We start from the raw sequence: 13,885 nt of genomic DNA, 5'->3' as shown, positions 1-13,885 counted from the left end.
CGCCCGTGCGAGCGCAGCGCGCCGTGTCGGCGGCCGCCCCTAGCATCGGGCCCACCAGCAGCGACGACGTGACGGTGAGGTAGAGGGTGCTCGAGAAGGTCAAGGGTCTGTTCCGGCGTGCCGAGGGGCAGACGGGAGGCGACCGCCCGAGCGCTCGGCTCGTCGACGCCCTGAAGGTGCTCGCGGTCGCGTCGCCGGAGCTCGCGGGCCGTGCGGTCGCGTACGTGCACCGGGGCGAGGGACCGGAGGTCCTGCTCGAGCTGGAGGCGCTGCGGGGCGGCGACGTCGAGGCGCTCCTCGGTCGTCCCGGCCAGTCCGGGGTCTACTCGTGGACGACCCCTGCCCAGGACGACCGGCTGAAGGCCGCCGTGCCGGGGTGGACGTCGGCGAAGGCGGTCACCGCGCGCTCCAACCTCTACACGCTCTCGGACTCCGTCACCGTCCCGGAGCTCGTGCGCCTCGGCCGCGTCCTCAGCGCGGTCTCGTCCGAGGTGGACCGCGAGCGGGCGTCGGACCCGCGCTGGCTCACCACGCTCGTCAACGACATGTCGCGGCGCGCGAACGAACGCCGGCACGGCCAGAAGGGCAAGGGCGCGCCCGACCGCTGGACGCCGGACCTGCTCGTGGCCCTCGCGGTGGAGGGCGGCGTGCCGGAGGCGGACGCACCGGCGGTGGTGCTGCGCGAGCTGTTCGAGCGGCCGGCGTCGGCCGGCTGGGCGTCGCGGCACCTGGGCCCGGCGCTGCTGGGCGACCCGGCGCGGGAGTTCGTCGTCGCGCACCTGGACGTCGCGACGCGGGTGCTGCCGGGGGTGAGCGCCGCGGGGCGCGGTGAGCTCGTGGCGCTCGTCGCGGCGGACCCGGCGGCGACCGAGACGCTCGCCCCGCTGCTCGCCGTGCTCGCCGCGGACACGAGCAAGGCGGTACGCGAGGCGGCGGTCGCCGCGCTCGTCCCGCTCCCCGCGGCGCGCCAGCGCGAGCTCCTCGCCCCTCTGCTCACGTCGCTCCCGGCCTCGCGGCTCGGCGCCGTGGTGACGCGCCTCGCCCAGGTCGACGGCGGTCTGGTCGCCCTGGAGGAGGCGGCCGAGCGGTCGACGGGCGCCCGGGCGACGCTCCTGCGCGACACCGTCGAGCGAGCGCGTGTCCTCGACGCCGCGCAGGAGGACGAGCCCGAGATCGACGTGCCGCCCTTCGAGCCGCTGCCGGAGACGGTGCTCGGCGACGAGTTCGTGCGGGCCGCGCGGGCCGCGATCGACACCGCCCTCGAGCGCGCCCGCGCCGACCACGCGGCGCACGCAGGGAAGAAGGACGACGGGTGGCCGCGGTGGCGCCGCCTGACCGTCGAGCAGGACCTCAAGGAGCTGCCCGGCATCACCGACGAGGACCTCCGGGTCTTCGCGGCGTTCCTGTCCGGGACGAGCACCCGGCGCCCCGGCGGCGTCGTCATGCGCCGACTGTCCGCGCCCGGCGTTTTCTCGCGCCTCCCCGGCATCACGCTCCTGCACCGGCTGCGGCTGCAGGGGAACGAGGGACGCGGGCGCAGCGAGCGGTTCGGCTGGTACCGGCTCCACGAGGGCGACCTGCTCGACGTCGACCTGCGCGTCCTCGACGAGGCGCTGCGGCGCGTCGGACGCGACGACGCCGGGGCGCTGGTCGACGAGCTGTACTTCTCGACCTGGTGGGCGACCGACACGGTGACGCCCGAGCACGCGTGGCCCTACTACGCGGGGCACCTCGACCGGCTCGCCGCCGCGCTCGACGACCGCGAGCGCACGTACGGCAGCGCCAAGCCGGCCCGGGCGCTCGCGGTGCTCGCCCAGCTGCCGCAGGTCCCGCGCCGGTTCCTGCCGCGCCTGACCGAGCTCGCACTGGGTGAGGGCCGCACCTATCGTGCGACGGCGCAGGCGGCCCTGAGCACGCACCCCGGGGTGCGCGGGCTGGCCGAGCAGGGCCTGGGGAACGGCCGGTCCGAGGTGCGCCGCAGCGCGGCGGAGTGGCTCGCCCGGCTCGGCGACGTCGACGCGGTGCCTGCGCTGCGCGCCGCGCTGGGCAAGGAGCGCAGCGAGGTCGTGCGCGCCGCGCTCCTCACGGCGCTCGAGGCGCTGGGCGAGGACATCTCGGCCGACCTCGCGCCCGAGGCGCTGCTCGCGGAGGCGACCAAGGGCCTGCGCGCGAAGAAGCCGGTCAGCATGGCGTGGTTCGACCTCGACGCGCTGCCCGCGGCCCGCTGGGCGGCGGACGGCTCGCCGGTGGACCCGACGGTCCTGCGCTGGTGGGTCGTGCTCGCGGTCAAGCTCAAGGACCCGAGCGGTGCCGGGCTGCTGGAGCGGTACCTGTCGCTGCTGCAGGAGGAGGACCGCGCACGGCTCGGCAGCCACGTGCTCGCGGCGTGGGTCGCGCAGGACACGCGCAACCCCTCGCCGCAGGAGAGCGACGCGTACGCGACGGCCGGTGCCCAGCTGCGGTACGACCAGTACCAGGCCTGGGCCAAACGCTCGCCCGAGCACTACTCGGTCGAGGCGTCCAAGACGCTCGAGGACCACCACCGCGACCTGTACCGCGAGCACCAGGCCACGTACGTCGGCTCGGCGGTCAAGGACAAGGGTCTGCTCGCGCTGACCGTCGCGATGCCCGGCGCCGAGCTCGCCGCGACGTTCCAGCGCTACGCGAAGGCGCACGTCGGGCGTCGCGCGCAGACCGAGGCGCTCGTGCACGCGCTCGCGGCGAACGGGCAGCCGGCCGCGATCCAGGAGCTCCTCGCCGTCTCGCGGCGGTTCCGCCAGGCCACGGTCCAGGAGACCGCGCAGCGCCTGGCGGCCGAGCTCGCGGAGCGGCGCGGCTGGACGGCGGACCAGCTCGCCGACCGCACCGTCCAGACCGCGGGCTTCGAGGACGACGGCCTGCTCCACCTCGACCTCGGCTCCCGGGAGTACGTCGGGCGCATCACCCCCGCCTTCACGCTCGAGCTCACGAGCGACGCCGGGAAGGTGGTCAAGGCGCTCCCGGCGCCCCGGGCGCAGGACGACCCCGAGCTCGTCGCGGCCGCCAAGAAGCAGCTCACCGCGAGCCGCAAGGAGCTCAAGGCCGCGGTCGCCCTGCAGACCCAGCGGCTCTACGAGGCGATGTGCGTGGGCCGCACGTGGACGGCGTCGGAGTGGCAGGAGTACCTCCTCGGTCACCCCGTGATGTCGCGCCTCGTCGAGCGGCTCGTCTGGGTCGAGAACCCCGGGACGGAGGGAGCCCGCCCGTTCCGGCCCGACGGCGGCGCGCTCGTCGACGCCGACGACGAGGACGTGGAGCTCGGGGCAGAGTCCACGGTCGGGCTCGCGCACGCGGTCCTGCTCGGCCCGGAGGCGACGGCGGCCTGGACGGCGCACCTGGCGGACTACGAGGTCGCCCCGCTCTTCGCGCAGCTCGACGTCACGACGCCCGACGTCCCCACGGGTGCGACCGCGATCGACGACCACAAGGGCTGGTTCTCCGACAGCTTCTCGGTCCGCGGGCGCGCCACGAAGCGGGGCTACTCCCGCTCGCAGGCCGAGGACGCCGGGTGGTTCAGCGCGTACACCAAGGCGTTCACGAGCGCGGGGATCGTCGTGCAGATCGAGTTCACGGGGTCGTTCGTCCCGGAGGAGAACATCCCGGCCGCGGTGACGGCGCTGACGTTCGAGCGGACGGGCCGCGGCTCCGGACGGGGGACCGCGCGGATCGCGGACCTGCCGCCCGTCCTCGTCGCGGAGGCCTACCGGGACTATGTGGCGGTGGCCGAGGCGGGGTCGTTCGACCCCGACTGGGAGCGGAAGAGCCAGTGGTGACCCGCCGGACGCTCCCGTGAGCGGCGGCGCCGCCCCGTGATCGTCGTCGCGACGCTCGCCTGGCTGCTCGTCGCCGTGCTCGCGCGCCGGTCGACGGCAGTCCGGTCCGCCGTGAGCACGGCGACGTCGACGCTGCTCGCCCTCGCGGGCGTCGGGGCGGTCGTCGTCGTGTTGGCCGTCGCCGCGGACGACGGCGGGACCCGGGCGCTCGGCGCCCTCGCGAGCGTGCCCGCCGCGGCCGGCGCGGTCGCCGCCGGGACGTGGTGCGCGCGAGCGGTGGTCCGCCCGTGGACGGCGCGGCGGCGCGAGCGCGCGGCGGGCCGGGTCGCGTGGCAGGACCGCGTGCTCGCCGCCGCGGCGCGCACCGGGCCGCGGGTGCGAGGCGTGCGCGTCGCCGACGTCGCCGCCCGATCGGCGTTCCGCGTCGCCGGTGTCCGCGTCACGGGCCTCGCCGCCGAGATGTCGTACTACGGCCTCATCTCGCTCATCCCGCTGACGACCGCGATCGGGTCGAGCCTCGGCTTCCTGCGCCCGCTCCTCGGCGACGACACCGTCGACTCGATCCGCTCGTCGATCGTCGGCGGGCTCACCACGGTGTTCGCCGAGCACGTGTCGACCTCGGTCGTCGCGCCGCTCGTCGACAGCCTCCTCGACGAGCAGCGCACCGGGTTCGCCGTCGGGTCGTTCCTCGTCGCGCTCTGGCTCGCGAGCCGTGTCTTCCGCGCCGCGGTCCGCGCCCTGGACGACGCGTACGGCGTCGAGCGGCGCCGCGGGGTCGTGGCGCAGTACGTCCTGGGGGTCGCGCTCGCCCTCGGCGCGATCGTCACGGCGGTGTCCGTCGTCGCGCTCGTCGTCGTCGGCCCGCTCCTGGGTGACGGCGCCGACCTGGCCGAGCGGCTCGGTCTCGACGCGGCCTTCCGGCAGACGTGGGACGTGCTGCGCTGGCCGACCGTCGTGCTCGTCTGTGGCGCGTACCTCACGCTGCTCTACCGCTACGCACCGAACGTCGACACGACGTGGCGGCGGTGCCTGCCCGGCGCGGCCGTCGGGACCGGTGGCGTCCTCCTCGTGTCCTGGGGGTTCGGTCTCTACGTCCGGCTCGCGGGACCGGCGGCGCCGGGCTCCGAGGCGGGGACGACGGCGGTCGTCCAGGCGGCCGGGCAGATGCTCGGCCTCGTCCTCGCCGGGGTCCTCTGGGGCTGGCTCACGAGCATCGTCGTGCTCGTCGGCGGCGTCGTGAACGCGGAGGCCGACCCGCACCGCGTGGTCCCGGCGGGACGCGCCACGGGCGCAGCCTGGGCCGGTGGGGAGAGCGCCCCCACGACGGGCACGCCCGCCGAAACCGTCGCCGACCGCTCCCGCGGCACCGGCGCCGGCCGTGTGGGACGCGGCTCCTACGCTGACCTGCAGGACCACGGGCACGGTGCCCGCGACCGGACCGAGGAGGAGCCCGGGTGACGAGCACGACGACCGGTGACGAGCAGGCGCCCCCGGCGCTCGCCGAGCTGCGACCGCCGGCGGAGGTCCGGTACGCCGACGAGCTCGCGGCGCTCGCCGAGGCCGACGCCCGGCGCGGGGCCGACGTCCCGCCGGGCTGGCGCCTGAGCCCGCGCGCCGTTCGGGCGTTCGTCGTGGGCGACCGGGAGCTGGGCGTGAGCCGCAAGTTCTTCGGTGACGACCCGCTCGTCGACCGCGCGGTCGTGTCGTTGCTCGGCCGGCAGGGCCTCATGCTCGTCGGTGAGCCCGGCACGGCCAAGTCCCTGCTGTCCGAGCTGCTCGCGGCGGCCGCGAGCGGCACGTCGACCCTCACGGTGCAGGGCACCGCGGGCACGAGCGAGGACCACGTGCGGTACTCGTGGAACTACGCGCTCCTCATCGCGGAGGGGCCGAGCGAGCGCTCGCTCGTGCCGTCGCCCGTCTACCGTGCGATGGAGAGCGGGCGCGTCGCGCGGTTCGAGGAGATCACGCGCTGCGCCCCGGAGATCCAGGACACGCTCGTCTCCGTGCTGTCCGAGAAGCAGCTCATGGTCCCTGAGCTCGGCGCCGACGCCCGCGTCGCGGCACGGCCCGGGTTCAACGTGCTCGCCACGGCGAACCTGCGCGACCGCGGGGTCCACGAGATGTCGGCCGCGCTCAAGCGGCGCTTCAACTTCGAGACGGTCGCGCCGATCCGCGACCGCGCGTTCGAGATCGAGCTCGTCGAGACGCGCCTCACCGCCGAGCTCGGGCCCGTCGAAGACCGACCGGTGCTCGACCGTGACGTGCTCGAGGTGCTCGTCACCGTGTTCCAGGACCTGCGCACCGGCACGACGGCGAGCGGCGCACCGGTCAAGCGCCCCGAGACCGTGATGTCGACGGCGGAGGCGGTGAACGTCGCGATCGCGGCGTCGCTCGAGGCGCGCTACCTCGGTGACGGCACGGTCACGGCCGGGCAGGTCGCGCGCCAGGTGGGCGGCGTCGCGCTCAAGGGCGACGAGGAGGACGCGCGGCGGCTGCGGCACTACGTGGACAACGTCGTGCGGGAGCGCGCGCGGTCGGACGCACGCTGGAAGGACTTCCTCACCGCGGCGGGCGACCTGTGGCGGTAGCCCTGCGCGCCGCGTGGGACGCCGCGCCGCCGCGGCTTCGCCAGGCGGCTCACGACCTCGCGCTGCTGCGCGAGCGCGACGGCGTGCACCTCGTCGGGGTGCGCCACCACAGTCCCGCCTGCGCGGTCGCGGTGGCCGCGCTGGTCGCCGAGATCCGGCCGTCCGTCGTGCTCGTCGAGGGGCCCGAGGAGTACACGCGCCTCCTGCCCGCGCTGCTCGACGAGCGGACGGTCCCGCCCGTCGCGGTCCTCAGCCTCGCCGGCGACCTCGCAGACGCCGCGGGAGGCGGCGTGCGCGCCGCGGGCTTCTACCCGCTCGCGCGGTACTCGCCCGAGTGGGTCGCCCTGCGCGCGGGGCACGCGGCGGGCGCGGAGCTCGCGTTCGTCGACTCCCCGTGGGGCGAGCGGGCGGCCGAGGAGGACGACGAGCGGGGAGCCGCCGCGCGGACCGTCCTCGCGGAGCGCCACCTCGCGCACTCGCGCACGGTCGCCCGGCTCGCGGAGCGGCTCGGGTGCCGCGACCACGACGAGCTGTGGGACCACCTCTTCGAGGCGCGCGAGACGTCGCGCCTGCACGACTGGCGCGAGCTCGTCGACGACGTGTTCGCCTGGGCGGCCCTCGCGCGGCTCGACTACGAGGACGAGGCGCTCGCCGCCGACGGCTCGCTCGACCGCGAGGCGCGCATGTCCGCGCGCGTCGCGGAGCACGCCGCGCGTGCGGACGGGCCGGTCGTCGTCGTCACGGGCGCGTTCCACACGCTCGCCCTCGTCGAGGCGCTCGTCGGGAGCGAGCACGGCGCGGCGGTCGTGGCGCGGCGCCCCGCGGACGGGTACGGCGACCTCGCCGACGCTCCCGCGTGGCTCGTCCGCTACGACGACGAGCGGCTCGACGCCCTGCGGGGGTACGGCGCGGGCATGCCCGCGCCGGGCTACTACGACCGGCTCTGGGCCGCGCACCACGACCCGGCCGGGCCCGCTGCCGCCGCGGCCGGGGTCCTGGTCGACGTCGGGCGCGGGGCGTCGGAGCGCGGGGCCCTCGTGAGCGTGGCGCAGTCCCAGGCCGCCGTCGAGCACGCGCACCGGCTCGCGGCCCTGCGGGAACGGCCCTGGCCGTGCCGCACCGACCTGCTCGACGCGATCACCTCGTGCTACGTGAAGGACCCGGACGACCTGGACGCCGCGGGCGACCGCCCGCTCGGTCTCGCGGTCGCCGAGATCTTCGCCGGGCGCGCGCTCGGCGACGTCGCCCCGGGCGGTGCGGCCCCGCCGCTCGTCGAGGAGGCGCGTGCCCGCGCCCGGGCGCTGCGCCTCGACGTGTCCGACGCCGTGCCGCGCACCGTGCGGCTCGACGCCCGCCGTCGTACCGCGCACCGCGACCGGCGTCGGTTCCTCGCGCTGTGCGCGTTCCTCGAGCTGGGCTTCGCTCGCCGGGTCTCGGGCCCCGACCACGTCGCGGGCCGCGGGCTGGGCCTCGTGCTGGAGGAGTGGACGTACGCGTGGACGCCGCTCGTCGAGGCGCGCCTCGTCGAGCTCTCCCACCGCGGGGCGACGCTCGAGGCGGTCGCGGTCGCGCTGCTCGACGACGCCCGTGAGCGGGCGCGCGAGGAGCGCTCGAGCGACGCCGTCGCGCGCCTCGTCGCGCAGTGCGTCGTCGTCGGCCTGCCGGAGCGGCTGCCCCCGCTCGTCGCGCTCGTGCGCTCCACGCTCGACGTGGACCCGTCGCTCGCGTCCGTTGTCGCGGGCATGCGACGGCTCGTCGCGCTGTGGCGGGCGCGCGTCGAGCTGGAGCTGGGCGACCACGCGCAGGCCCTGCTCGACCTCGCGGAGCAGGGGCTGGCCACGGCCGCGTACCTGGTCCCGGACCTCGCGGCGGCCGACGCGACGACGCAGGACGACGCCCTGGCGAGCCTCGTCGCGCTGCGGTCCCTCGTGCGCGACGTGCGCGGCGCAGGCCGGGACGGACCGGGCTCGGCGGCCGCGACGGTGGGGCAGGCGCTCGCGCGCGTCCGCGAGGACGCCGACGCGTCCCCGGCGGTGCGCGGGGCGCTCACCGCGTTCGCCGCCGTCGACGACGAGCTCGGCGACGAGCCCGGCGACCGCGGGCTCGTCGAGCGGGTGCGGGCCCAGCTCGCACCCGGCGCAGACCCCGTGGCGGCGACGGCGTTCCTCGGCGGGGTCCTGCGCGCGGCCCCGGACCTGCTGCTCCACACGCCGGAGATGTTCGACGCCGTCGACGAGGGCTTGCGTGGTCTCGACGAGGACGCGTTCCGAGCGGTCCTGCCGGACCTGCGGCGCGCGTTCACGTGGTTGCGGCCGACCGAGACACACCGGCTCGCCGAGCGAGTCGCCGCGCGCACCGGGACGCGCGCGGACGCGCTGGACCGGCGCGTGCACGTCTCGGAGGACGACCTGCGGGCCGCGCTGGTGGTGGAGCGCGAGCTCGTCGCCGTGCTCGAGCGGGATGGGCTGGGCGCGTGGGCTCGCGGGAGCGCCTCGTGACGGCGGGCGGCGGTCTCGGCGTGGCCGGGCGGGCGGACGACCAGGAGGCCGCGCGGCGCTGGCGGCTCGTGCTGGGCCGGTACGCGGGCGACACGCTGCCCGTGGCGCCACCGGACCAGGCGCTGGACCGCACGCTCGGGCACCTCTACGACCGCGAGTACACCGCGCGCGGCCACCGGCACGGCACCGGGGGAGACCCCGACGGCGACCGAGGCAGGGGCCGCGGAGGTGGCCGCGGAGGGTCGGTCGTCGAGGGGCTCGACTGGCTGGGGTCGGCGCGCGAGCTGTTCCCCCGCGAGACGTTCGAGCGCATGCAGGTCGAGGCGGTCGGTCGGTACGGCATGACGGAGCTGCTCGCGGACCCGGAGGCGGTCGAGGCCGTCGAGCCGAGCGCCGAGCTGGCGTCGGCGCTCCTGCGCGTGCGGGGCAGGCTCGGGCCGCAGGTGCAGGACGGGCTGCGACGGATCGTCGCGCGCGTCGTCGAGGACGTGGTGCGCCGCCTGCGCCCCCGCTTCGTGACGGCCGTCGACGGGCGCCGGGACCGGTTTCGCCGCTCGTTCGTGCGATCCAGCCGCACGTTCGACGCCGCCGCGACGGTCCGCGCGAACCTCGGCCGCTGGGACCCGGAGCGCGGGCGCCTCCTCGTCACGGACCTGCGATTCTCGGCGCGGCGGCGCCGGTCGCTGTCGTACGACGTCGTGCTGCTCGTCGACCAGTCGGGGTCCATGGCGGCCTCGGTGCTCTACAGCGCGGTGAGCGCGGGCATCCTCGCGGGGCTGCCGGGGATCACGGTCCGCCTCGTCCTGTTCGACACGGCGGTCGTCGACATGTCGCACCTCGCGCACGACCCGGTGACGGTGCTGCTCACCGCGCAGCTCGGCGGGGGACCGACATCGCGCGCGCCGTGCGGTACGCGGAGCAGCACGTGCGCGACCCGCGGCGCACGGTCGTCGCGCTCGTCAGCGACTTCGAGGAGGGCGGCTCGGTGTCGCAGCTGGTGTCCGCGGTGGGGCGTCTGCACGCGTCGGGCGTCCGGCTGCTCGGGCTCGCGGCCCTCGACGGGCAGGCGAACCCCGCGTACGACCGCGGCGTCGCGCGCCGGCTCGCCGAGCAGGGCATGGAGATCGCGGCGCTCACGCCGGAGCGGTTCGCCGAGTGGCTCGGCGAGGTGCTCCCGTGAGCGGGTCCGGCGCCGGGCCCGGTGCGTGGGCCGCGGTGTACGCGGGGTACGACGACGACGCCCTCGCCACGCTCGCGAGCCCGGGCCTCGTCCGGCGCGCCCGCAAGGACGTCACCGCCGGGCGGGTCGAGCCGGTCGAGGCGCGCCCCGACGGCGTCGTCGTGTCCGTGGGCGGGGTGCGGGTCGAGCTCGACGCACGCGGTCCCGCCGGGGCGCGGTGCGCGTGCCCGACGCCGGGCACGTGCCAGCACGTCGTGGCCGCGAGCCTGTGGGCACGGGGGACGGGTGCCGCACCCGCGGCAGCTCCCGCCGCGGCACGTGACGGCGCGACGCCGTCCGCTCCCGCCCCGGACCCGGTGGCGGAGATCCTGGCGCTCGACCCGCGCGCCGTGCACCGAGCCGCGGGCGCCGCCGTCGTGCGGGCGGTCGCCGAGACGGTGCCTGCTGATCCCGCGCAGGCGTCGGTCGACGGTCTCCCCGTGGAGGCGGCGGTCGGTGGGCCGCCCGTGGAGGTGGCGGTCGACGGCCCGCGCGCGGAGGTCTCGTGGCCCGGCGCGCCGCGCGTCACGTACGTCGCGGGGGCGGGGTTCCCGGGGATGCTCGTGGCCCGCGAGGGGGCGGCGTGGAGCGACGCTGACGAGCGCCGGTGGCGGCTGGAGGCGCTCGTGCACGTGTGGCGTGCGCACGGCCGGCCGTGGCCCTGGCCCGAGCGGGCCGCCGCGACGCCGCGTGCCACGGGCGTCCCCGACGCACGGGCGGTGGCCGACGAGGTCGTGCGCGCGGTCGAGCGGCTGCTCGACGTCGGGCTCTCGCACGTCGGCCACGACGACCTCGAGGAGCTGCGCGGCGCGGGCGTGGTGGCGCGGCTCGGCCGGCGGCCCGCGGTCCAGCGCCTCGTCACGTCCGCGGTCGGGCGGCTCGAGGCGCTCGCGGACCGCCGCGACGCGGTCGACGAGACGGACTGCCTCCTGGCCCTGGCCGAGCTGTGGGCGTACGTGCAGGCGGTGCCCCCGCCCGACGCCGGCACGCCCGACGAGCGCCCGACCGACCTGGCGCGGGTCGTGCCGCTCGGTGCGCGGTGGTGGGTCGCGGCGTCGGGCGCGCGCGGGGTGACCGTGCACCTGTGGGACGCGGACGCCGGGCGCGTGCGGTCGGTCACCACCGGCCGCCCGCCGGGCGCCGACCCGACCTTCCGGCGCTCGTGGGACCTCCCGCTCGTCTGGGGCCGCTCGGTCGAGGCGCTGTGCCGCGGCCCGTTCGCGCTCCGCGGCGCGACCGAGCGGGCGGACACGGGGCTGCGCGCGGGCGAGGGGCCCGCCGTCGAGCCGCTCGGGGCGCTCGACGCCGACGAGCTCCGCGACGTCGCGGCCCGCACCGCGACGACCCCGCCGCGGGCCGAGGCCGGGTTCGGCCGGACACCCGCCGCCGTGCGGGTCGTCATGGTGCGCGAGGCAGGGGCGATCGGCCTCGACGAGGTCGCCCAGGAGCTCACCTGGACGCTGGTCGCGGCGGATGGCGCGGAGACGGTCGTGCGCGTCGACGCCGCGGACGAGGCGGCGTGCGACACCCTGCTCGGGGTCGCGGCGGGGAACCGGCGCGTGGTCGCCGTCGCCGTCGAGCGCGACCTCGCGTCGCGGCGCGACGAGGCCGTCGGGCTGTTCGTCGACCGGCCGGGTGAAGGCCTCGACGTCGTCGTCCCCACGCTGACGCCGGCGTACGACCACCGGGCGTGGTCGACCCCGTGGACCAGGCTCCGCGCCCGGGTCCGGTCGCTGCGCGGGCGCGCCGGCACGCACGTGCGTGAGGTGGTCGTGCCCACGCCCGTCGAGGACGTGTGCGACACGCTGCTCGACACGGTCGTGGCGCTCGCCGCCACGGGGCGCCGGCACCTCACGCCGCACCAGGCGAGCGCCCTCGCGCGCGCCGCGCGCACCGCCGACGACCTCGGGGCGACGACGCTCGCCGCCACGGTCGGCCTCGTCGCGCACGAGCCGGACAGCCCCCGGCTACTGCGGGCCGGCTTCGTCGCGTCCCGGGGCCGGGCGCTCGCGCGCGCCGTGGCCGCCGCGCCCGACCCCGGGCCCCGAGCACGGGAGGCGAGCGCGTGAGCACCTACGCCGTCCACGTCGGCTCGCCGGGACGGGCCCGGGTCGAGCACGTCGTGGACGGTCCGCCGGACCCGGTCCGCGAGACCTGGGACGACACGAACCGGTGGTACCCGCCCCTGCTCACGGCCGGGCGGCGCGTGGAGCGGTCGCACGACCTGCGCCTGTCCCACGTGCTGCTACGACGCTCGCGGCTCGTCGCGGGCACGCCGTTCGCGCGGCGCGACCCCGGGCCGTGGGACGCGCTCGCCGCGGTGCCGGCCGGGCGCGACCCGTCCGCGCCGCGGCAGCCCGTCGGGCTCTTCGAGCTCGGTGCGCAGGACGGCCCGAGCGTGCGGCTGGACCCCGTCGCCGAGCTTCGCGACCAGCTCGCGACCGCCGCCGCCGCGGACGGGCCGGACGCCGCTGGGCGGCTGCGGCTCCTGCTGGCCGCCGAGTCCGCGGGCGCACTCGTCGCCGCCGAGATGCACCACGCGGGCGTGCCGTGGCGCGCCGACGTGCACGACGCGATCCTCAGCGGCGAGCTCGGACCACGGCCCCGGCCGGGCGAGCGGCCCGCGCGCATGGAAGAGCTCGTCGCGCGCATCCGCACGGCGCTCGACGCGCCGCCCACCCTCAACCCCGACTCCCATCCCGACCTGCTCAAGGCGCTGCAGTACGCGGGCGTCGGCGTGCGGTCCCTGCGCAAGGGCGAGCTCGAGCGCACGGATCACCCCGTCGTCGAGCCGCTGCTGGAGTACAAGAAGCTCGCACGGCTCCTCACGGCGAACGGCTGGGCGTGGCTCGACACCTGGGTGCACGACGGCCGGTTCCGTACCGAGTACGTCGTGGGCGGGGTCGTCACGGGCCGGTGGGCGTCGAGCGGCGGGGGAGCGCTGCAGCTCCCGAAACAGGTGCGGCGCGCCGTCGTCGCGGACCCGGGCTGGCGGCTCGTCGTGGCCGACGCCGCGCAGCTCGAGCCGCGCGTGCTCGCCGGGCTCGCGCACGACGAGCGCATGGCCGCCGCGGGTCGCGGCGGTGACATGTACGCGGGGATCGTCGCGTCGGGCGCCGTCGCGACCCGCGACCACGCCAAGGTGGGGATGCTCGGCGCGATGTACGGCGGCACGACCGGCGACAGCGCGCTCGTGCTCCCGCGGCTCGCGAAGGCGTTCCCCGACGCCATCGGCCTCGTGGAGCGCGCCGCCCAGGCGGGCGAGCGCGGGGAGATCGTCTCGACGCTCCTCGGCCGCAGCTCCCCGCGCCCCGGCGAGTCGTGGCACGCCGCGCAGGACGGGGCGTACGCGGTCGAGGACGCCGGTGCCACGGAGGACGCCGCGTCCGGGGCCGACGCGCAGGCGCGGGCCCGGTCGTACACGCGGGCCTGGGGCCGGTTCACGCGCAACTTCGTCGTGCAGGGCACCGCCGCCGAGTGGGCGCTGTGCTGGCTCGCGTCGATCCGGCGGCGGCTGTGGGACCTGCCCCTCGCCGCGACCCCCGGGGCGGCGCCCGCCCCGTTCGCCGACCGGGCGCACCTCGTCTTCTTCCTGCACGACGAGGTCGTCGTGCACGCGCCGGCCGAGCTCGCCGAGACGGTCGCGCACGAGGTCCGCGCCGCGGCGGCCGAGGCGGGGCGCCTCCTGTTCGGCGACTTCCCGGTCGACTTCCCGCTCACGGTCGCGGTCGTCGACCACTACGCCGAGGCGAAGTGAGACGCGGCGGG

The 13,885-nt window shown here is 77.3% G+C and carries 6 protein-coding genes and 1 pseudogene; all 7 read left to right on the top strand.

Annotated features, from left to right (window positions below; all coding sequences use genetic code 11):
- Positions 1-86: 86 nt before the first annotated feature.
- The 7 genes and pseudogenes from BJP59_RS10215 (at position 87) to BJP59_RS10185 (ending at position 13,874) form a co-directional block, all read left to right on the top strand.
- Positions 87-3,812 carry a DUF4132 domain-containing protein gene (locus BJP59_RS10215; RefSeq protein ID WP_194520865.1) on the top strand — a complete coding sequence of 1,242 codons (3,726 nt, stop codon included), beginning with the start codon at positions 87-89 and terminating at the stop codon, positions 3,810-3,812.
- A 36-nt stretch (positions 3,813-3,848) separates the two neighbouring features.
- Positions 3,849-5,270 carry a YihY/virulence factor BrkB family protein gene (locus BJP59_RS10210; protein ID WP_194520864.1) on the top strand — a complete coding sequence of 474 codons (1,422 nt, stop codon included), beginning with the start codon at positions 3,849-3,851 and terminating at the stop codon, positions 5,268-5,270.
- Positions 5,267-6,400 (top strand): ATP-binding protein, encoded by a 1,134-nt coding sequence (locus BJP59_RS10205; protein WP_144682252.1) that lies wholly within the window; start codon positions 5,267-5,269, stop codon positions 6,398-6,400. Before BJP59_RS10210 ends, BJP59_RS10205 begins: the two co-directional genes overlap by 4 nt.
- Positions 6,391-8,898, top strand: a complete 2,508-nt coding sequence (locus BJP59_RS10200; RefSeq protein ID WP_194520863.1) for a DUF5682 family protein — start codon at positions 6,391-6,393, stop codon at positions 8,896-8,898. The genes BJP59_RS10205 and BJP59_RS10200 overlap by 10 nt, the downstream gene beginning before the upstream one ends.
- Positions 8,899-9,209: 311 nt before the next feature.
- A pseudogene (locus tag BJP59_RS20395) lies at positions 9,210-10,078 on the top strand (VWA domain-containing protein).
- On the top strand, positions 10,075-12,186 hold the full coding sequence (locus BJP59_RS10190) for a hypothetical protein (protein ID WP_194520862.1): 2,112 nt from the start codon (positions 10,075-10,077) through the stop codon (positions 12,184-12,186). The pseudogene BJP59_RS20395 and the gene BJP59_RS10190 overlap by 4 nt, the downstream one beginning before the upstream one ends.
- 53 nt (positions 12,187-12,239) lie before the next feature.
- A complete protein-coding gene (locus BJP59_RS10185; protein ID WP_228485422.1) occupies positions 12,240-13,874 on the top strand; it encodes a bifunctional 3'-5' exonuclease/DNA polymerase in 1,635 nt (544 codons plus the stop codon).
- The last annotated feature ends 11 nt before the right edge of the window (positions 13,875-13,885 follow it).

Source organism: Cellulosimicrobium sp. JZ28 (assembly GCF_015327065.1).
GTDB classification, from domain to species: domain Bacteria; phylum Actinomycetota; class Actinomycetes; order Actinomycetales; family Cellulomonadaceae; genus Cellulosimicrobium; species Cellulosimicrobium funkei.
This window is presented reverse-complemented; position numbering and strand designations above follow the sequence as displayed.